We start from the raw sequence: 20,967 nt of genomic DNA, 5'->3' as shown, positions 1-20,967 counted from the left end.
AGTGTAAGGCAGTCACCTGCAATTGCCCGCCTACAACCTGATTTGAGGTATCAAAAATACTTCTTACCAGTCGAAAAATCACACCGAGAAACTTCAACATCTCCCACGTAGTCGACAGGCGGATACTCGTTCCTCCCAGTCGTTTATGACACAATTTCCAGACTCCAAATCCATCTTATTCGTCCCTCCTTTCCTTGCTATTCCGCTCCTGCCCGTCATAAGGTTTCCCGAAACCCTAAAACCACGATGCCGAGCCGACTCCTTCCCCATAAGCACCCGCATACATTCGGCCAAGAGAAGCAAAAGCCGGGCGAGAAACGCACCCTCCTCGTCATCGTCATCACCGTTACGATGATGGCCATCGAAATTACAGCAGGCACGGTCTTCGGGTCCATGGCTCTGCTCGCCGACGGTCTTCACATGGCTTCGCACAGTGCCGCCTTGGCAATCACCGCTTTCGCCTACATCTACGCTCGAAAAAACGCCGCCAATCCGAAATTCAGTTTCGGCACCGGAAAAGTGAACGCCCTCGCCGGCTTCACTGGAGCCCTGCTCTTGGCGGGCTTCGCCCTCATGATGGCCTGGGAAAGCATCGAGCGGCTCCTCAATCCGGTAGAAATACAATTCAACTGGGCGATCGGCGTCGCGGTTGTCGGGCTCGTGGTCAACGGAGCGAGTATGCTAATCCTCGGCGACCACCACCATGGGCACGACCATCATCACGGCGACGAACACAGCCATGACCATCACGAGCACGAAGACCACAACCTCCGCTCCGCCTATCTGCACGTCATGGCCGATGCATTGACCTCTGTCACGGCTATCTTCGCGCTGCTCGCCGCCAAATACTTCGGATGGATCTGGATGGACCCCATCATGGGAATCGTTGGCTCCATACTCGTCGCAAACTGGTCCATCGGACTTACCCGCAGTTCCAGCCATACGTTACTCGACTACCAAGCCCCTTCCAAAGCGACTGACGCACTTCGTCAAGCTATCGAATCCGAAAGCGAAAAAGTCGCCGACCTTCACCTTTGGTCAATTGGCCCCGGCATCTACAGCGCCATGCTCACCATCGTGGCCGAAGAACCAGCCAGCCCGGAAATGTACAAGGCACGCATCCCCCACGAACTCGGCATCGTGCACGCCACGGTTGAAGTCCACCCCTTGGACTAAGTCTCGCTCCCAGAACCCGAAACCTAGCTTTTCTCCCTTCACATTTCGCCATTCCGTCCCCAGCCTCTGCGGCTTTCAAAAAACGAACCCTTTTAAAAAAGCCGTGGACACTCCAGAAAAAGCTCCCTCAGACGAAACACCCGAAAACCCGCTAGCCGCCGTACAACAAGCCATCGCTCAGGCCGACGCCATCGCTCAAAAGGATCGCAACGCTTACGCCGAAGCCATCAAAGGCTTCGACCACGCTCTAGAGCTACTCGCCGCACCTGAAATCGAGGAATCCGACGCCACCCGCCACCTCTCCGGTTGGGCCGAGATGGGCAAGGCAAATGCCCTATCAAACTCGGACACCTCCGAGGGCATCGAGAAAGCCATCGCCGGTTACCAAATCGCCCTCAAGCACTTCGAATCGATCGAAGAAAAAGGCGACTCCCACAATGCTGACATCGCAGCCGTCTGGGGAAACATCGGCCATACCCAATCCCGAGTTCCCGCTAAGGAAACCCTCGAACAAGCCACCAACTGCTTCCGCCAATCCGCTGTAATCCTCCAAGAACTCCCATGGAAAGAAATCCCTCGCTACCGCCATCAGCTAGCGGCCACCTACCTCAATCTCGGCAACGTCTACGCCCGTCAGAGCAACCCGCAGAAGCCCGAGCAGCGCACCATCGACGCGTACGAAAAAGCGCTTGAAGTCATCGGAGACCTGCCCGCCGAAGAAGCCCCTATCGGAGCCCTCGTGGCCAGCATCCGCGCCAGCCTCGGTCGCGCCCTGATGTGGAGCACCGACGTCGCGAATCTCAAGCTTGCCATCTCTTCCTTCGACGAGACCATAAAGGTCCTCGCTGGCATCAAGGACAAGAAAGACCCCCGCCTCGTCATCGAAATGGGTTCCGCCCACGCCAACCGAGCCAACCTCTTCAGCCGCGCCCAGCCCACCAACGAGACCATACAAGAGACCATCAAGTCCTCCGAGTACGCCCTCAAGATCGCCGAGCCCAACGAAAAGTCCCACCTCGTCGCTGCCGAAATTTCCCTCAGTGCCCGACGCTCTTTCTGCCACGCATTCGGAATGCTCATCGGCAACCAACCCGCGGAATCCCAAGCCGAAATCCACGACAAGGCATCCGATCTACTCGAAGACGGCCTCAAGCTCGTAAAGTTCTGGGAAAAGAAAGGAGCGCAAGGCCTGCGCCAAGCCGCTCAGCACCTCTTCCATCTTGGCTGCGCCTTCTACTGCACTCAGCAGCCTCACTTCCTGCCGGAGTTCATCAAAGAGAACATCGACGCCGACACGCCCGACCCGATCATGCGCCAGTCCGCAGAGAAGACCGTCGCCGAAGCCATCGACCGAGTGCAAAAGTCAGAAGCAAAAGACAGCGAAGTCGCAGGTGCCCTCCAGACCACCCTTAACATCCTGAAGGCCCAAGCCAGCTAAAGAAGGGACCGGTTCCACCAGGTCCGAATCGCTCAACAAAGCCCCAAGGCCGTAGCCTCACTGAAAGGCCGCGGCCTTTCTGTATCCATTCGCTCAAGTGCGAACGTGATTGTCGCAAGTCTCCTCAGATAGCCACTTCGTCTTCCTCCGGCCGAAACCCCTTCCACAACAAGGCAAACGCTAAAACCGCCAGTCCTCCACAAAGCGCATAGATCAAGCGCTGATCCACCCCTGCGACATGCCCCGCCAAGGCCGTACCCAAAAATCGACTACTTCCTATGACCATCATGGTGTAAACCCCCTGTATCGAGTTACGGTTCGAGTCGCTCGCCAAGCCATTCACGAAATTTGGCGGGATCACCATCATCGCGCAAATCATCGCTCCATGGAAAAGCTGAGCCCCTATCGCCACCCACAGAACCGGAAACGCATACATCAGCCCGAAACGCAAAACCGTCAAAGCCACACACCCGAGCATCACAGAGCGCAAGCCCCAGCGCCTCTCCAAGTTCGACAGGGCTAGAATGCAAAACACCTCGATCAATGCCCCGGAGAGAATAACGATACCCAACCAGTGCCGAGCCAGGCCCAAGTCGTCGACCAAGAAAACCGGATACATCGTGTGGTACGCTGCCGAAGCGCATAGCAACAGAAACATCGAGATCGAAAATAAGGCCGACCGCCGGCCAAACAACGCCTTCACCGCTTCACCCGTCGGCAGCCCTTTGGAACGTTTCGCTAGCTCCCGTTTTCCTCGCTGCGGCAGGAACCAGGTATTCACCATTAAAATACAATAGCACAGTACCCCCGCCCAAATAAGCAAGCTCACGTCACCTGTCATCCGAATCGGAAAGAACAGTAACGCTAAGATACCCACGTATCCACACGTTCCCCACACTCGCACGCGGCTGTACTCCAAGGGAGTCTCACCCCTCTCCCGCTGTACCCGCTGAATCCCGAAGGTCACCCCATCGAGCAAAGGCATCATCGAGGTCATGCATAGCGTCATAATGAAGTAAAACGCAGCCATCATCCAGTAGCTGGTAGACATCAGCATCGCCACCGTCGCAATCGCCGTAGCAACACTCAATCCGGACAACAAGCGACTCGGCGAGACCCGCGTATCCGCAATCAAGGTCACCACCGCAGGACTAAGTATGATAGCCCAACCTGATATCCCTATGGCGTAGCCGATCTGCTGCTCGCCCAACCCCCTATCCTTGAACAGTAAAGCGATGTAGGGCTGCACCGCCGCAAACGAGCCGAACAAAAGAAAAAACTGAGTATTCAGGGAGCGCATCCTAGCGCTTAAAACGCCCAATCCCTCGCAAACGCAACCTCAGATCCCACCGCTCCTCTCACACAATAGCGCAATCGCCACCGCTCAAAAAAGCGGCGAACTCCCATTCGGGAGCTCGCCGTAATAATTGTTAGCTAGCTTAATACTTCTCAGTGCACGTGCGACTCGAAGAATAACTTGGCCGCCTTGACGAACTCCGTGGGATCCTCAGCGAATTCCTTGCTATCCGTTTCGATCGCCATCACGCCCGACCAGTCGTCCTCAAGCATTTCTTCAAAAAGCTCGTCGTAGTTGCTGTTGCCTAGACCAATAAAGGTATCCGTGAGCTTTAGCTCGCCCTCCGGATAATCCAGACGCTTGTCCTTAAGGTGCATGTCGTAGATGCGGTCTCCATAATTCCGATACGTCGCAGCTGCATCGAATCCCGCCGCAGTGACCCAGCCAATATCCATGCATACTCCGATTCGGTGGTCGCGCTCCTCGAGGATGTGTTTGACCGTCGAGGGATTCCCGTAAGTCGAGCTTCGGCCGTGATTGTGCACCACTACCTTGGTGTCATACTCAATCGCTAGCTCCTCAAGGTTTCCCCAGATCATCTGGTCGCCCGGTTCCACTACGATCATCTCCATGTCGAAAAGTTTGGCCAATTCGAACAACTTGCGGTTGTCCTCCTTTTTCAAGGTCGTGTGGCTTACCCCAATAGTGTAGGCCTTAACTCCATGGTCCTTGAGGAAGGCGAGCTTCTCTAGGTTTACCTCCTCCGAATCGTTCGGATCCAGATGCCGACTGAAGAACTGCACATTTTCGATACCATTCGCGGCAGCGAACTCTACCGTCTCCTCGAAACTCATGTTACGGCACGTCCAGGACTGCAGTCCCAATTTAGGAGCAGCGGACAAACTGCCGATCGATAGAGATAGCGACGCAAGCGTTAGGGTAATTAAAGTCTTAATGGGCATAGGGCCGACATATGATCTCAATTTGTCCTCTCGATCAAGTCCACTCTCGCTCTCCGAAACCGGGTTCCGTGAAACCTGTCGTTCCGATATTGGGACTTTTCCCGTACCAATTTCGATACTAGTGAGCGTTTCAAGACCATAAAACTCCTCGCTCGAAACGACAAGCAACTATCCATCACGAACTTAGCAAAAACAAGAATACATTTGGCACGAGAAATGATTAGCTCTTCAATTCTCGAAGCTCGCTCCTCCCTCGCGCGCCCAAGCCAGAAATCTCTCGCCTTCCCCATCTCATGCCCAACTCCTCAAACCGTATCCTCATCGCCGATGACAACAAGGACGTCTTGCAAGCCATCCGTCTCGCATTGAAATCGGAAGGCTACCAAGCCGATTGCGTACAGTCCCCTGCTGACGCCCTAAAACGTATCGAACAAAACGAATACGCCACAGCGATTATCGACCTCAATTACCACCTCGACACGACCTCAGGCCAAGAAGGAATCGAGCTGCTTGGCAAGATCCGAGAAAAAGAGCCCGACCTGCCCGTGGTAATCATGACCGCTTGGGCCAGCATCGACGTAGCGGTCGAGTGCATGCGCAACGGAGCGAACGACTTCCTGCAAAAGCCCTGGGACGACGAACGTCTCATAGCCATCGTCCGCTCCCAGCTCCGCCTAAATCGAGCCCAACAAGAGTCCCAGCTCCTCAAGGAAGAAAACCGTACCCTGCGCAAAAGCAAAGCCTCCGGCTTCATCGCCCAGTCCCGCGCCATGCGCCCTGTGCTAGACCTAATTGAAAGCGTGGCCGACTCCGACGCCTCCATCCTTATCACCGGCGAAAATGGTACGGGCAAGGGCGTCATTGCCAACCTGATACACCAGCATTCAGGCCGAGCGGAACACCCGTTCATCTCCGTCAATATGGGCGGCATCCCCGACGGGGTCTTCGAATCCGAACTCTTCGGACACGTCAAAGGGGCCTTCACCGACGCTAAGGAAAACCGTATCGGACGCTTCGAACTGGCCGCTAGCGGTACCCTCTTCCTCGACGAAGTCGCCAACATGCCCACCGCCCAGCAACAAAAGCTGCTCCGAGCCCTCGAAACCCGGGAGTTCGAGCGAGTCGGCTCCTCGCGTACCCAAAAATTCGATGCGCGGCTCGTCGTCGCCACCAACGCAGACCTTCAAGCGGAAGTCGACCAAGGCCGCTTCCGCATGGATCTGCTCTACCGACTCAACACCATCACCATCCACCTCCCGCCCCTACGCGAGCGCGTCGAAGACATCGGACCCCTCGCAGAATTTTTCCTTTCTAGGTACAGCAAAAAGTACCGCAAGGAAGGCCTCACTTTCGCCACGCCCGCTCTCGAAACCATGAAAGCCTACGAGTGGCCTGGCAACATCCGCGAGCTCGACCATTGCCTAGAACGAGCTGTTCTCACCTGCCGCGAACAAGAAATCGGCGTACCCGAGTTAGGACTACGCGCCTCAACCGCCTCGCCGACTAGCAGCAACCTCGACGAAATGAGCCTGGAAGAGGTCGAATCCTACCTCATCCGCCGTACCCTCTCCCGCTGCGGAGGTAAAGCCAACGAAGCCGCCCAGGAGCTCGGCCTCAGCCGCTCCGCCTTCTATCGCCGGATGCAACGCTACGGCCTCTAACCCCCCCCCCCGCAGGGACTGCTTCCGCACCGACCGCGCAAAACCCGATCCACTCAGACTTGTCCCCACGCCCGCACAAGCCATCCCGGTTCTCATACGAAACGACAATCGTTTTGCGCGCCGCACTCTGCGCCTTGCCAGCTACCATCATCTCCATCGTCTTGCTCGTGCTCGCCAAGGCCACCTGGGAAATCTGGGTCACCTGCCTGACGCTCATCATACTACCCTTCCCCTTTATCGCATGGAGCCTGCAATCCTGGATCACCAGCCCACTCCGCGTCGCGGCGAACGTCATTAGCTCCATCCGCGAGGGCGACTTCACCCTTCGCTCCCGGCGCATATCCGAGAGCTCCGGCACCATCGTCGAGCTCTACAACGAGATCAACGCTATCGCCTCGCTGATGGAGAAAGCCCGTTTCACCGGCATCGAAACACAAAAGGTCATCGACAAAATCACGGCCAACATCGACGTCGCTACCCTCATCGTCCGAGCCGATCGCGTCGTCGCCCAAGCCAACGAAGCCGCCCGCAATCTAATCTCCTCCATCAACCACTGGGACTCCATTCCCGAGCTCAAAACCGTCGACGAGCTCAACATCCCCTTCGTCCTCGACCAATCCACCCAAGACTTCTCACGCTTCTCCTTCATAAACGAAAGCCGACGCTTCGAAGGACGCCGCGGCATCTTCATTCTCGACGGAGAACGCTTCGACCTCATCCTCCTCACCGACATCACCCGCGCCGCCTCCGAACAAGAACGCGACTCCTGGAAGCGGCTCCTGCGCGTCCTCGGCCACGAGCTCAACAACTCCCTCGCCCCCATCTCCTCCCTCGCAACCACCCTCTCAAAAATCACCAAAAACGCCGACATCGAAGACGAAACCAAAACCGACCTGCTCGACGGCCTCGAAACCATCACCAAACGCTCCAAGAACATCGTCCGCTTCATGGGCGACTACACCCGCCTCGCCAAGCTCCCCGAACCCCAAGCCGCCTCCACCCAACTCGCCCCCCTCTTCCAAACCACCTGCCAACTCTTCAGTCCCAACGTCGCCTTCGCCAACACCTCCGCAAACCCCACCGTATCCATCGACTCAACACAGTTCGAGCAAGCCCTCATCAACCTCCTCAAAAACGCCACCGAAGCCTCCTCAAAAAAACCCGGCTCCGTCACCTGCTCCATCGAAGCCATCGCCGGCGTCGCCCTCCTGCGCATCGAAGACGACGGCCCCGGCATCGCCAACCCCGACAACCTCTTCGTCCCCTTCTACACCACCAAAGCCAAAGGCTCCGGCATCGGCCTCGCCCTCAGCAAGCAAATCGTCGAAGCCGTCGGCGGCACCCTCTCCCTCGCCAACCGCCAAGACCGCACCGGCTGCCGCGCCACCATCCAACTCGACATCATTCCCAACCGCTAAACCAATTCCCCAGCGTCCTCGCTCGTCTTGAATCATGAGCTTGTCGCATGGCGACGCACCCTCCCTCCCTGTAGGTCGCCGCGCCGAGGCGACACCCCAACTCCCTACCCCACCAGCTTGCAACTCGTTCATAGATCACGAGCTCGTCGAATGACTGCAATGACCGCATAGCCCCAACTCCAAGCTCCCCACCGAGTCCACCCCAGCCGAGAAGCCTCCCTTCTACTGCGCATTATTCGTCCCAATAACGGGACCACCGCCTTCCCGCTATCGAAACCAAAAGAGAGCGAACCGTCCTGCATATTTCCCCCACAGGTCTATCACACTATATATCAATGCTTTAGACGATCACCGCTAAATCTGGCACGGCAAATGATAGAGAAAGACCAAGAAAGCACTCCCTCCCGCTCCGCGCTGAAAAGCTCGTTCCACATCCCCCGCCGCCTCCAAGCCAACCAGAACCTGGTACCCCACGCCAGGAACCGCTCCAACCACCGCCTCCAACCATGCTCAACGATCTCCGCTTCGGCCTCCGCCAACTCACGAAGTCTCCCGGCTTCACCTTCATCACCGTCCTCACCCTCGCCATCGGCATTGGCGCCAGCACTGCCATCTTCAGCCTCGTCAACGCCTATTTCCTCAAACCCCTACCCTTCGAGGAAAGCCATCGACTCATAGCGCTTCGTTCCGACGAAGGCCAAGGTCCGACGCTATGGAGGAGGATTCACGGTAAGTTAGTCCAAGACATTGAAACCAATTCAAGTCAGCTAGAATCCGTCATCGGGATCACAGGCAACAATGCTAACCTCGCCTTAACCGGTATCGACATAGCAACGATGCTTCAAGGAAGACAGGTAACCGGTCCACTGCTCAAGACCCTCGGTCTCAACCCAACCCGCGGACAAGATTTCACCGCAGATCACCAAAGCGCGACGGGAGACGACAAGGTTGTCCTTCTTTCTGAAAAGGTCTGGAAGCAACACTTGTTCAGCGTTCACGATATCGTCGGCAAGTCCATCATCTTAGGCCAACAAAACTACACGGTCATCGGTCTCTACGATGAGGAGCAGCTCTATCTCGGTGCGAGGGTGTCCGGCAACGATTTTATGATCCCCGCCGCAATCCCAAAGACCGCTTTCAAACGAGACGAATGGAACTACTACGTTATTGGCCGGCTAGCTCCCGAAGCTTCCCTTCACTCCGCATCTCAAGAATTCGAGTCAATCAAATCGCAATTTGCCAACACCTATCCGGAGATCATACGCGAATCGAAAATCGACGTATGGACACTGCAGGATGCAATCTTCTTGAGCTACGGAAATATCACCTTCCTCCTGCTCGCCGCAGTGGGGCTCGTCTTGCTCATCGCCTGCGCCAACGTGGCAAATCTCTTGTTCGCCAGACTGTCCGCCCGCCAATCCGAACTCGCCCTGCGGACCGCCATCGGTGCCTCAGGTTGGCGCATCGTCCGCCTCCTCCTCTGTGAAAGCGCTCTCCTTTCGCTCGCTGGAGCGATCGGGGGACTGCTTATCTGTATCAACGCCCTTCCTCTTTTAGAAGGACTACTATCTACCTCCAATTGGCCAGATACCAACCTCATTATCGATTTTCGCGTTCTCGCCTTTACCCTAGTCGCCAGCGTAGGAACAGGGCTTCTCTTTGGAGTATCGCCCGCCCTAAAGGCCTTGCGGCAAGGAGCATCCCAAGGTCTCGGCGAAATGAACCGCTCCTTCACCCGCTCCCGCGGCAACAAACTGCAAGCGGCATTAATCGTCAGCGAAATAGCCCTATCGGTCGTCCTTCTCGTATCCATCGGTCTACTACTAAAGAGCACTAACAAGGCATTCAATGCCGACCGAGGCTTCGACGAATCCAATGTTTTCAACTTCGAAGTATGGAGACAAGGCAACTTGGGACCAGACGTTACCCCTGAACAAGCGAGGCAGGCTCGCACCCGATTTTCGAGAGAACTGATCGGGCGCCTCAAGCAGATTCCCGGTGTAGAAAGTGCCGCCATGATCTCGCAACCGCCCATGGACTATCGCGGGGGAGTTTGGAAAAATGAATTCCTACGCGAAGACCAATCCGACGCTCCTCGGCGCTATCTAGTTAGCTCGCTGCAGATTAATGGCGATGTGTTTTCGATCCTCGATATTCCCCTGATTCGAGGACGGGTCTTCGACGAACGCGACCAATTACCTGACTCCCACGAGGTGGCCGTCATCGACGAACTACTCGCCAAAGAACAATTTTCCGACATCGATCCTATTGGCCAAAGTATCCGCCTCGGAGGGCAAACCTATGAAGTGGTCGGTATTGTAGGTAGCATCGTTCCCAGGGCCCTAGATAGGGGAAAGGGTAGCATCGTCTACACACCGCAAATCCACTGGCCCTGGAACACTAACTATATCATCGAGACGCGTCTGAAGCAGAACGAATTAGAGGGAGAAGTCCAAGACGCGATAAAGTCTCTCGATCCCGACCAACCCATCGGCGAGCTAACCACACTGAAGCAAATCGCAGAAAACACCCAAAACTTTCGTAGCGTACTCAATATCCTCTTCGTCCTTTTCGGCAGCATCGCCATCTTCCTCGCCGGTTTCGGCATCTATGGACTCATGACAAATCTCGTCGAACAACGGTATCGAGAAATTGGCATCCGCCTCGCCATAGGAGCCTTACCGAACGAGATAATCGGCATGATCTTCAAACGAGGCTTACGCCTCACATCTATAGGAGTCGGCATTGGAATCGTCGCCGTACTGCTATTGGGACGCTTCCTATCCTTCATGCTGTATCAAGTTACTCCCTACGATCCCGTCATCCTCGCCAGCGTTTGCCTCTTCGTCGTCCTCGTCAGCGCCTTCGCCTGCTGGCGCCCAGCCAGGTCCGCCACCAAGATCCACCCCACCGAGGCCCTGCAACTGGCGTAGCTGAAACCTGGATACACCGCACCTCCACCCACCTCCAACCATGCTCCACGACCTACGCTTCTCCCTTCGCCAAATCGTCAAATCTCCCGGCTTCACCTTCATCGCCGTCTTCACCCTCGCCCTCGGCATCGGTGCCAACACCGCCATCTTCTCCCTCATCAACGCTCTCCTGCTCAAACCCCTTCCCTATCCGGAAGCCCACCAGCTCATGAACATCCGCCAGAGCGTCGCTGGCAACCCAGACGCCGGACCGTCGGTGTTTGGCGGTTCCTTCCTCGACTTCGAAGCCATGGCGACCCAGTTCGCGTCGATCAGCTACGATCGAGAAGCCAGATTCACCTTTTCCGAAGGAGCTGATCCAATTTATATTTCAGGATATACTGTATCGACTAATTACTTACAAACGCTCGAAGTTAAGCCCACCATTGGAAACGATTTCGAACCGGGAAGCGACCTGCCAGGCGGTGACGCCCAAGTCGTCATCCTCAGCGACAGCCTTTGGAAAAACCGATTCGGCTCCGATCCCAATATCGTCAGCCGCAGCATAAAGCTAAACTACAAAAACTATGTCGTAATCGGCGTGCTCCCTCCCAACGCCCTTCTCTATCCTGAAATCGATTTCCTCATCCCCGGACCGCTTCGAACAGTTCCCGGCAACAGCGAAAAGAACTTCAACTTCGCAGTAAACGTCATCGCTCGACTTAAAGACGGAGCCACCGCTGAATCCGCCCAGAGCGAGCTCCTAGCCATCAAAGACCGCACTCTCGACGAGTACCCCGACCGTCATAAGCACTTCGGATTTTGGGTTAAGCCTATGCAGGAAGTCGTAACCAAATCCTACAAGCCTTACGCCCTCTCCCTCCTCGTTTCCGTGGGGCTCGTGCTACTCGTCGCTTGCGCCAACGTCGCCAACCTCCTTCTCGCCAAAGCCACCGGTCGGCACAGAGAGATATCCACCCGAGCCGCCCTCGGAGCCCCGCCTTGGAAAATCGCCCGTCAGCTCCTATGCGAGAGTACCTTGCTCGCCCTGCTGGGAGGCATATTAGGCCTAGTTCTCGGCATTGTCAGCCTCCAGCCCCTCGCACTCATGGTCGGCCTGGACCAAATGCAAAACTTCGAACTGCAGATCGACCTGCCCGTGCTCTTTTTCACCCTAGCTATCAGCCTAGCAACCGGCATCGTCTTCGGAGCCTTCCCCGCCTTCAAAGCCATCGGCCTCAGCGCCGGAGCGGACAGGAAAGACGCCTCGCGAGCCGCTACCAGCGCCAGCGGAAACAAGATTCAAGCAACCCTCATCGTCACAGAGATAGCCCTCACCGTAATTCTCCTCGTCTCGATTGGGCTCCTATTCAAAAGCCTGAGCAACGCATTCCAGACCGACCCGGGCTTCAACGACGAAAACGTCCTCACCTTCGAGATAAGCCGCAGCTTCGAACGCTCGAAAGGAGAAGAAGGCTTCGTTCAATTCACTGAACAGATTCTCGCTCGCATCGAGCAAGTTCCCGGAGTCATATCCGCTGCCATGACCACCAACAATCCGATGAACGGAAAAAACAGTTACTATGGCGTCCTTTGGCGCGATGACCAACCCGAGACTGCAAACAAATACGCTCCCATTTTCGAAGCCGTAAACGGCGACCTATTCCAAACCTTGGAAATCCCACTCATCAGCGGACGCTACTTCGAGCAAGCAGACCAAAAGCTGGACGCTCCCAGAGTAATGATCGTGAATCAAAAAATAGTGGAGGATCTCTTTCCGGACATCGATCCTATCGGGCAAATCATGAATCATCAGAACGAGAAATGGGAGATAATAGGCGTCGCAGGAACCATACGCCCGCACGGCTTGGACATGCCCGAGCGAGCGATACTTTACAAACCGCAAATCACTAATCCCTGGACCACCAGCTACCTCGTCAAAACCCACCTCCCTCCCATGGACCTCGCCAAAGAGATCCAAGCCGCCATCCACGAAATCGATCCTCAGCAACCCATCGACCGCATCAGAACGCTTAAAGAAGCGAGCGCCGCCTCAGTGCAAACCCGCTCCAGCATGATCGTTCTCCTCGGCATCTTCGGAGGCGTGGCCATCCTTCTCGCCGCCACCGGCATCTACGGGCTCATGACCTACCTCGTCAAGCAACGCAACCGCGAGATCGGCATCCGACTAGCCATCGGAGCCCTGCCCCAAGAAATCGTCGGCATGATCCTCAAGCGAGGCTTGTCACTCGTGGCTATAGGCATCGCCATCGGAATCGCCATCGTCCTCGGGCTCGGCCGCTACCTCGCTTTCTTCCTGTATCAGGTCGAGCCCTACGACCTCACCGTCCTCCTCGGCGTCAGCGTATTCACCCTCCTCATCGCCCTCGTCGCCTGCTGGATCCCCGCCAAGAACGCCAGCTCAATCCACCCCTCCCAATCCCTCCAGTTAGGCTAATCCAACCACATCTCCTCCCAACAAAATAGGCTACCCTCCAAAAGGGCAGCCCACAAGATGTCTTAAGAAACTCAATACGTATCTCTAGAACCGGTACGACGCACCCAAACTCCAAAGCAATGGATCGAGTTGCGCTGTCGTCAAACGAGCGCCGCCGACAGTCACATCTGACTCGAGGTCGATCCACTTCACGCTCGCGTCAAAATCCCACTTGTCGTCGATGTCGTACTTGAAGCCTGCTCCCAACGCCAAACCGGCGCTATAGTCCTCCAAATCAAGGTCGATTCCCGCCACGCTCAAACGCTTGTTGGTAATCCAAGTGAAATTCACCCCGCCCGAAACATAAGGTACGAATCCACTCTCGTTCTGAAACTCGTAAACCACGCTCAAAGTCGGCGGCAAATGCTCCAAGCTACCCAGCTTCCCTACTCCTGCTAAAAACACGTCATGCTTCTGCGGGATCGTCAAAACCAACTCCGCCAAAACATTCTCCGTAAGGTTGAAGGTCACGTCAATTTCAGGTATCCACTTATCCTCTACAGATACCGCTCCTGAAGCGAAATCGATTCCCAATGCGGAGAACGCATCCGAGTTGTCCGCAGTTTCCAAATACGCCGCCCGGACCTTCACCTCCCAAGTCTTCGCAGGCGCCGCCATCGCGGAATTAATGATAGGGGCGAATGCAGCCAGCGCTACGATTCCTAGTTTGGTTGTATGTTTCATAGTTCGAAAAGTAATTTTGTATATTAAATTACCTTTTTATATTTATTTTGGTCCGTCAATCGGCTTCATCGATAAAAAACTCGGTATTCACGCAGCTAATCCAGCTCATCAAATACAGTCATCAGACAAACCTCGCCGTCCCAAATTCGGGATTCTCCACGTGCCACCATTGGGACAAATCCACCTCCTCCCAAGGTCTCTCAATAATTTAACAATCTTAACCAACTGAAATCCAATTACTTATAAAATTCAGTAACCCACTTGGCACGCCCCGTGTTTAACACCCTATCAACCTCTTCTCAAAGCGACAAACCGCCTTCCTTCTCAACAACACCCAGAACCTGAATTTCCAAAGTCCCAGTTTCCAAACTTTCGGAACCTAGCACCCAATCCCCCTCCCTCTCATGGACATCGTAAGAAACGACATTAAGAAAAAGAAACGCCGCAACCGCATCATCGCAGGCTCCTCCGCCGCCATCGTGCTCAGCTTCGCCATCTGGTGGCTCATGGGACTCGACGTCTCCACCCCCACCGTCGAAGAAGAACGCGTCTGGCTCGGCGACGTCGAACAAGGTGAGATGATGCGCGAAGCCCGCGGCATCGGCACCCTAGTCCCCGAAGACCTCCGTTGGATCGCCTCCGAAACCTCCGGTCGCGTCGAGCGTATCCTCGTCCGCCCCGGAGCCTGGGTCGAGCCCGAGACCCCCATCATGGAACTCTCCAACCCCACCCTCGAGCAACAAGCCCTCGACGCACGCCTCTCCTACGAAGCAGCCGAAGCCGACTTCCTCACCTACGACGTCCAGTTGCAAAGCAACATCCTCCAGCTCAAAGCCAACCTCGCCCAGCTCGAAGCCCAGCAAAAAGAAGCCGCCCTCGACGCCGAAATCGATACCGAGCTCAACAAGGAAGGCCTCGTCTCTGACCTGCAAATGCGACGTTCCCTGCTCCGTCACGAGCAGCTCACTACCCGACTCGACATCGAGCGCCAGCGCCTCGAGTTCAGTCAGAAGAATTTGGATACTCAGTTGTCTGCGCGAAAAGCCTCGGTTAACCAGGCCAAAGCCCGATTCGACCTTCTGCAAGACCAATACGATGGCCTCACTGTGGTAGCTGGGGTCGCAGGCGTATTGCAAAAGCAGACGGTCGAAGAGGGTATGCAGGTAGGCATCGGTCAAAACCTCTCGCAAGTCGCCGACCCCAAGAACCTCAAAGCCGTCGTGCGAATCGCCGAGATCAACGCTAAGGACCTAATCATCGGTCTCACCGCCGTAGTCGACACTCGCAATGGAAAAGTCCGCGGCACGATCTCACGCGTCGATCCAAATGTCGAAAATGGTACCGTTGCCGTCGATATTCGATTCATCGACCCTCTCCCCGACGGAGCCCGCCCCGACCTCACCGTCGAAGGCGTAGTCGAATTCGAACGCCTCGCCAACGTCGTCAAAGTCAAACGCCCCGCCTCCTCCCGCCCCGAATCCCAAATGACCATCTTCAAGCTCGTCCCCGACTCCGACGTCGCCCTACGCGTCCCCATCACCTACGGTAAAGCTTCCGTATCCCAGATCGAAGTCATCGAAGGCCTCAACCCCGGCGACCGCGTCATCCTCTCCGACATGTCCGACTGGGAAGACTACGATAAAATTCGTATCCAATAACCCTTACAAAAAACCCAATGGGAGTGTGCTTGTTACGCCATTCCCTAAACAATTCAAAGCCAATCCAACACTTAACCAAGCCGCCTCGCTCATCAGAGCGATGTCCCGCAGCCTCCGAACACCAAACAGAATCCGCGTCCATCGGCGGTTTAACAAACACATTTTCCACCCGAAACCCAGCACCAAAAAAATGAATACAAATCCTCTCATCCACCTCTCCGAAATTTCAAAAGTTTTCCTCACCGACGAAATCGAGACCCACGCCCTCGCCGGCATCAACCTCGACATCATGGAGGGCGAGTTCCTCTCCATCAGTGGTCCCTCAGGTTGCGGCAAGTCCACCTTGCTCTCCATCCTCGGCCTTCTCGACACCCCCTCTTCCGGCTCCTACTCGCTCGCCGGCAAAGAAGTCGCCACCCTCAACAACAACGAACGCTCGCGTATCCGAAATCTGGATGTCGGCTTCATTTTTCAATCCTTCAACCTCATCGGCGACCTCACCGTTTACGAAAATGTTGAACTCCCCCTCGTTTATCGCGGACTCAAAGCGGCCGAACGCAAGACCCGCGTCCTCGAAGCCCTCGAAAAAGTACAGATGTCGCACCGCCAAAACCATTACCCACACCAGCTCTCCGGCGGTCAACAACAGCGTGTCGCCGTTGCCCGCGCTCTTGGCGGCACGCCGCGCATCCTCCTCGCTGACGAGCCTACCGGAAACCTCGACTCGAAGAACGGCACCAAAGTTATGGAAATGCTACAAGACCTGAACAAGGAAGGAGCCACCATTTGCATGGTTACCCACGATGAACGTTACAACGAGATCGCCTCCCGCACCGTGCACCTCTTCGACGGTAAAGTCGTCGACGAAACTGTCGCCACCGCCCCCGTCCAGTAAACAAGTTCCGCGGGAGCGTGCTTGTCACGCGATTGCTCAACCAAGTTCCCCAGAACGGGCAGACGGCCTTCCCCGCCGCTCACAAAATTAACCGAATCAGTCTCACCATGTCCTTCACCAACGACCTCAAAGTAGGCATCCGCCAATTCGGCCGCAACCCCGGCAGCATGCTCCTCGCCATCATGGCTTTCTCCCTCGGGCTCGGGCTCGTCGGCCTCATGCTCACCCTCGTGTTCGGTGTTATCAAAGGACACCCCAAGGACATCGACTTCGACAACATCTTCGTGCTGCAGTGGGACCCGTCCACCGAACACCTTTGGAAGTCAGGCGCCCAGCTAGGATTTATCCGCCCCAAAAACTACCGGGAAATCGAAGAACGCCAGGAAGTTTTCGAAAACCTCTCCTTCATGCGGCCCAACAACACCATCAGCATCGTCGTCGAAAAGTATGCCGAACGCTTCACCGGTGCTCACGTCTCAGACAGCCTCTTCAAAACCCTCGGACTTAAGCCCCACATCGGCAGCTTCTTCGAAGAAGGAGACGACCGCCCCGACGCTGCCAAAAAAGCGGTCATCAGCTACAAGCTCTGGAAAAACCAATTCGACAGCCGCGAATCCATCATCGGCAGATCCTTCAACATGAACGGGATTCCCACCACCCTCATCGGCGTAGCCCCCGAGGGAGTCGACTTTCCGTCCCGCCACGATGTTTGGATAAACGAAACCGCCAACCACCTTGAACTCTCCAGAGGCGACGGCGACGCCCTCTTCGTCCTCGCCACCCTCAAGGAAGATCAAACCATCGGATCCGCAGTGCCCGCCATGAATACGATCGCCAAGACTATGGCCGACGCGTATCCAGAAACCAATACTGGATACATCGCATTCGAAATCGAAACCCTTGGCGAAAACTTCATGGGTGACGAGTTCCCTAGGATGGTCTACCTCCTGCTCGCCTGCTCCCTCATGGTGCTGCTCATCGCCTGCACCAACGTCGCCAACCTCACCCTCTCCCGAGCCACCACCCGCGTCAAGGAGCTCGCCATCCGCGCCTCCCTCGGTGGCAAGCGCGGACGCCTCGTCATGCAAATGTTGGTCGAAGGCTTCGCTATCGCCTTCTTCGGCGGACTGGGCGGACTCATCATCGCCATCTGGACCAGCCGTGCCATCTGGGCCTCCGTACTCGCATCGGCCCAAGCCAACCCGCCGATCTGGATGAACATGGATGTCGATATGAAGACGATCGGCTACCTCGCCCTCATCACGCTCTTTGCCAGCATCGTGGCCAGCATCGTCCCCGCCATCCGCGCCTCTAAGACCGACGTCAACGAGATCCTCAAGGACAACTCCCGCGGTGCCTCCAGCCTCAAAATGGGCGTCTTCTCGAAGCTCCTCGTCCTCGCCCAACTCTCCGTATCTTGCGCCCTGCTCATCGCCACCTCCGCCATGGTCAGCGGAGCCAAAGATGCCGCCGTATTCGAACCGCCCTACGACCCAAGCCAAATCATGACCGCCCGCTTCGACCTGCCCGAAAACTACTACCCAGGCGACCAACGCAGCGAAGGACTCGAACGGCTCCAAACCCTCATGGAAAACAACCCCGCCCTCGAAGGCGTCGGCTTCACCAGCGCCCTCGACATGATCTTCAACTGGAACTCACGCTGGCAGGTACGCGGTCGCGAAGCCCCCGAAGGCGAAGAGCTACGGGCCCGCAACGAGATCGTCTCCGACAACTACTTCGACTTGCTCGACATCCCTATCCTCTACGGCCGCGGATTCGAAAAGATGGACCAAGGCGAAAACGCCCAGGAGGTCTGCGTCATCAACGAGCTCCTCGCCAAGCGACTCTGGCCCGACAACATACAAGACGCCCTCGGACAACAAATCCGAGACCAGTATTCCGACACCTTCCCCTGGATCACCATCATCGGCATCGTTCCCGATACCAAGATGGCCGGCCCCGGAGCTAACAAAAGCGACGAAGAACTTGGCGGCGTCTATCGCCCCATGAGCGGCGACCCCCAAGACAGCGTCACCGTATTTGCCAAGACCAACGGAAACCCCACCCAACAGGCCAACCACATTCGCTCTATTCTCAACGACGAGGACCAAAGCTTCGCCCTCTACCGCGTCAAGACCGTCGAAACCGCCGTCGAAGAAAGCCAGTTCGGTGTCCTCTTCTTCCGCAACCTTTTTGGCATGTTCGGTATCGCCGCCTTCACCCTCGCCTCCATCGGTATCTATGGCGTAATGGATTTCTCGATACGCCAACGCTTCCAAGAATTCAGCATCCGCCAAGCCCTCGGAGCCGGGCCCGCCACCATCTTCCGCCACATCTTCAAGATGAGCAGCTGGCAGATCGCCCTCGGCCTCGTCGTCGGCAGCGCCCTCGGCTACGGCATCCTCGGAATCATGGCCGACAACCAAATGGCGCCCCCCTCTACAAATCCCATGATCTACCTCCTCCCTATCGCCCTCATCATCGCCGTTTCGTCGCTCGCCATATTCGCCCCTGCACGCTACGTCATAAACACCAACCTCAGCGACACCCTCCGCGGCGACTAAACGCCTGGAGGGACGGCTTCCACTCCGTCCGCACGATAGAAACCATTCAACGCTCCTCCCCGGCAACCGGTACGCAATAAAAAATGATCCGCTCCCTCATCTTTCATCCTTCGACCTTCATCCTTCTCGTCTTCCTCGGCCTGACCCATTTGCGGGCAGACGAAATCGTTCCCGAGGAGATCGACCTACCCAACCTCATCACCCTCGCACTCCAACGAGATTTTCAGATCCGCATCGTCCAGACCGACAAAGAGATCGCCGCTCAAAACCTAAAAGGATCCCGAGGTTACTGGGACCCCGCCGTCAGCGCCACCCACTCGTCTGGCTCCCTCGGCGGCGGCGGTGGAGCCACCTCCTCCTTCAACTCCCAAGAGGGCGAAGTCACTTCGGCTTCCATCTACCAAAACGTCCCCACCGGTGGACGCCTCACTCTCGACGCTGCCGCCGGGCGATTCGAAAACAACTTCGGATCACCCGACACCTACGCTACGAACGCCGGCATAGCCCTTTACCAACCACTCCTTAAAAATTTTGGAGCCGCCTCCCGTAGCTTCATTAAGATCGCCCAACGTAACTACGAGCAATCCGAGCAAAGCTTTCGGCTTCAAGCCATCACGACCGTTACCGACGCCATCACCCTCTACAACCAAACTGCCCTCCGCAAAGACTCCCTTCGCGTCGCCGAACAATCTCGGGAGCTAGCCAGCCAGCTCGTGGCCGACACCCGTAAACGCGCCGAGCTCGGCACTATCGAAGTCCGAGGCGTCGAAGTCGCTGAAACCCGACTAGCCCAACGCGAAGCCAACGTCGTCCTCCAGCGTCGCCTTTATCTGGATACACTCAACGAGCTCAAACGCTTCGTCTCCAACGAAGCCCTCGCCCTCGTCAAATGGAAGGTCGAAATCGGTCCAATGCCCGCTCCTCAAGAGTGGTCGGGTGATTTGAATCAAGATTTTGAATACGCCTTGCAAAATCGCCCAGACTACCAGCAAGCCCTCATCCAAATCGAAAAGGCCATCATTGACGAAAGAACCGCCGTTAGCGGAACTCTCCCAGAGCTCGACCTCAATGCCCGTGCCTTCCGCACGAATTTCAGCGACTCCTTTACCTCTAGCTATAAAGGGATCAGCTCCACCGAAACCGATCTCTTCGTCGGCGTCACCTTTAGCCGCCCGATACTCAACCGCACAGCCAGCGCCGAACGAGCCTCTGCCCGCCTCTTCAAAGACCGGGCCCACCTCGTCGAGCAACAGCTCCAGCAAGCCATCGCCATCCAGCTCGACAACGCGGCCCGGCGCATCGAATCCGAAGCTCAAAGCCGCGAACTTGCCCGGCAAGGTCGCGAATTCGCCGAACGCTCTCTCGAAGCTGAAGAGCGCAAGCTCAACCTAGGACAAAGCACCACCTTCTTCGTCCTCGAAGCCCAAGAAGACCTTACCGCCGCCCAAGTCCGCGAGCTAGAAGCGATCGCTAATTACAACATCGCTGTCGCTCGCTACCACCAAGTCAAAGGGAGCACCCTCCAAAACCAGGCCATCGACCTCTAGGCCCTTCTCTTCGAAAGGACGTTTCTAGGCCGCTACCTCGCTTCCCACTTTCAGGAAGTGCCGCCATTCCGCGAGCGATTGCGTTAAACACCCGTCTTCAACTCCATCTGTAGAGTCTTGCGCACTGCAACCTTTAGTAGTGCGAAAAGCAGTCTAATCAACGCACTTCCCGTCGCGACTCGGTTTCGGGGCTCGACCACGCCCCACGTGCGGGAATCTGGCGCAAGCCATGCGTTTCATTTCCTTAGATACGACCCC

Annotated in this window: 13 protein-coding genes; 10 read left to right on the top strand and 3 right to left on the bottom strand. The window is 56.3% G+C overall.

Annotated elements, in window-relative coordinates; translation table 11 throughout:
• Positions 1 to 246: 246 nt before the first annotated feature.
• Positions 247 to 1,176 (top strand): CDF family Co(II)/Ni(II) efflux transporter DmeF, encoded by a 930-nt coding sequence (gene dmeF / locus QEH53_RS04505; RefSeq protein ID WP_309021942.1) that lies wholly within the window; start codon positions 247 to 249, stop codon positions 1,174 to 1,176.
• 103 nt (positions 1,177 to 1,279) lie between these two features.
• The gene (locus QEH53_RS04500) at positions 1,280 to 2,614 is read left to right on the top strand and encodes a hypothetical protein (RefSeq protein WP_309021941.1); all 1,335 of its coding nucleotides are present in this window, start codon (positions 1,280 to 1,282) and stop codon (positions 2,612 to 2,614) included.
• 124 nt (positions 2,615 to 2,738) lie between these two features.
• Here the strand turns inward: QEH53_RS04500 and QEH53_RS04495 are convergent, their stop codons facing one another.
• Positions 2,739 to 3,914, bottom strand: a complete 1,176-nt coding sequence (locus QEH53_RS04495; RefSeq protein ID WP_309021940.1) for an MFS transporter — start codon at positions 3,912 to 3,914, stop codon at positions 2,739 to 2,741.
• Positions 3,915 to 4,063: 149 nt separating this feature from the next.
• On the bottom strand, positions 4,064 to 4,873 hold the full coding sequence (locus QEH53_RS04490; protein WP_309021939.1) for a sugar phosphate isomerase/epimerase: 810 nt from the start codon (positions 4,871 to 4,873) through the stop codon (positions 4,064 to 4,066).
• Between the two features lie 293 nt (positions 4,874 to 5,166).
• On the opposite strand from QEH53_RS04490, the gene QEH53_RS04485 reads away from it, so the two are divergent.
• The 4 genes from QEH53_RS04485 (at position 5,167) to QEH53_RS04470 (ending at position 13,322) form a co-directional block, all read left to right on the top strand.
• On the top strand, positions 5,167 to 6,534 hold the full coding sequence (locus QEH53_RS04485; protein ID WP_309021938.1) for a sigma-54 dependent transcriptional regulator: 1,368 nt from the start codon (positions 5,167 to 5,169) through the stop codon (positions 6,532 to 6,534).
• A 59-nt stretch (positions 6,535 to 6,593) separates the two neighbouring features.
• Positions 6,594 to 7,952: an ATP-binding protein gene (locus QEH53_RS04480; protein WP_309021937.1), complete on the top strand. Its 1,359-nt coding sequence runs from the start codon at positions 6,594 to 6,596 to the stop codon at positions 7,950 to 7,952.
• 506 nt (positions 7,953 to 8,458) lie between these two features.
• The gene (locus QEH53_RS04475; RefSeq protein ID WP_309021936.1) at positions 8,459 to 10,885 is read left to right on the top strand and encodes an ABC transporter permease; all 2,427 of its coding nucleotides are present in this window, start codon (positions 8,459 to 8,461) and stop codon (positions 10,883 to 10,885) included.
• A gap of 40 nt (positions 10,886 to 10,925) precedes the next feature.
• Positions 10,926 to 13,322, top strand: coding sequence for an ABC transporter permease (locus QEH53_RS04470; protein WP_309021935.1), 2,397 nt, complete (start codon positions 10,926 to 10,928; stop codon positions 13,320 to 13,322).
• Positions 13,323 to 13,406: 84 nt separating this feature from the next.
• On the opposite strand, the gene QEH53_RS04465 is transcribed toward QEH53_RS04470, so the two are convergent.
• Positions 13,407 to 14,045: an OmpW family outer membrane protein gene (locus QEH53_RS04465; RefSeq protein WP_309021934.1), complete on the bottom strand. Its 639-nt coding sequence runs from the start codon at positions 14,043 to 14,045 to the stop codon at positions 13,407 to 13,409.
• A gap of 404 nt (positions 14,046 to 14,449) precedes the next feature.
• On the opposite strand from QEH53_RS04465, the gene QEH53_RS04460 reads away from it, so the two are divergent.
• The 4 genes from QEH53_RS04460 (at position 14,450) to QEH53_RS04445 (ending at position 20,709) form a co-directional block, all read left to right on the top strand.
• Positions 14,450 to 15,703, top strand: coding sequence for an HlyD family efflux transporter periplasmic adaptor subunit (locus tag QEH53_RS04460; protein ID WP_309021933.1), 1,254 nt, complete (start codon positions 14,450 to 14,452; stop codon positions 15,701 to 15,703).
• Between the two features lie 190 nt (positions 15,704 to 15,893).
• On the top strand, positions 15,894 to 16,598 hold the full coding sequence (locus tag QEH53_RS04455) for an ABC transporter ATP-binding protein (RefSeq protein WP_309021932.1): 705 nt from the start codon (positions 15,894 to 15,896) through the stop codon (positions 16,596 to 16,598).
• Between the two features lie 107 nt (positions 16,599 to 16,705).
• A complete protein-coding gene (locus tag QEH53_RS04450; protein ID WP_309021931.1) occupies positions 16,706 to 19,162 on the top strand; it encodes an ABC transporter permease in 2,457 nt (818 codons plus the stop codon).
• A gap of 83 nt (positions 19,163 to 19,245) precedes the next feature.
• Positions 19,246 to 20,709 carry a TolC family protein gene (locus QEH53_RS04445; RefSeq protein WP_309021930.1) on the top strand — a complete coding sequence of 488 codons (1,464 nt, stop codon included), beginning with the start codon at positions 19,246 to 19,248 and terminating at the stop codon, positions 20,707 to 20,709.
• The last annotated feature ends 258 nt before the right edge of the window (positions 20,710 to 20,967 follow it).

The sequence above is a fragment of the Pelagicoccus sp. SDUM812002 genome (assembly GCF_031127835.1).
Lineage (GTDB): Bacteria > Verrucomicrobiota > Verrucomicrobiia > Opitutales > Opitutaceae > Pelagicoccus.
The sequence above is the reverse complement of the archived record's forward strand: the minus strand, read 5'-3'. Positions and strand labels throughout refer to the sequence as shown.

What these genes read in the sequence shown, in the direction of transcription:
- dmeF (WP_309021942.1), top strand. Translation starts at nt 247, where the DNA reads ATGCCGAGCCGACTCCTTCCCCATAAGCACCCGCATACATTCGGCCAA.
- QEH53_RS04495 (WP_309021940.1), bottom strand. Translation starts at nt 3,914, where the DNA reads ATGCGCTCCCTGAATACTCAGTTTTTTCTTTTGTTCGGCTCGTTTGCG.
- QEH53_RS04490 (WP_309021939.1), bottom strand. Translation starts at nt 4,873, where the DNA reads ATGCCCATTAAGACTTTAATTACCCTAACGCTTGCGTCGCTATCTCTA.
- QEH53_RS04485 (WP_309021938.1), top strand. Translation starts at nt 5,167, where the DNA reads ATGCCCAACTCCTCAAACCGTATCCTCATCGCCGATGACAACAAGGAC.
- QEH53_RS04475 (WP_309021936.1), top strand. Translation starts at nt 8,459, where the DNA reads ATGCTCAACGATCTCCGCTTCGGCCTCCGCCAACTCACGAAGTCTCCC.
- QEH53_RS04470 (WP_309021935.1), top strand. Translation starts at nt 10,926, where the DNA reads ATGCTCCACGACCTACGCTTCTCCCTTCGCCAAATCGTCAAATCTCCC.
- QEH53_RS04465 (WP_309021934.1), bottom strand. Translation starts at nt 14,045, where the DNA reads ATGAAACATACAACCAAACTAGGAATCGTAGCGCTGGCTGCATTCGCC.
- QEH53_RS04460 (WP_309021933.1), top strand. Translation starts at nt 14,450, where the DNA reads ATGGACATCGTAAGAAACGACATTAAGAAAAAGAAACGCCGCAACCGC.
- QEH53_RS04455 (WP_309021932.1), top strand. Translation starts at nt 15,894, where the DNA reads ATGAATACAAATCCTCTCATCCACCTCTCCGAAATTTCAAAAGTTTTC.
- QEH53_RS04450 (WP_309021931.1), top strand. Translation starts at nt 16,706, where the DNA reads ATGTCCTTCACCAACGACCTCAAAGTAGGCATCCGCCAATTCGGCCGC.
- QEH53_RS04445 (WP_309021930.1), top strand. Translation starts at nt 19,246, where the DNA reads ATGATCCGCTCCCTCATCTTTCATCCTTCGACCTTCATCCTTCTCGTC.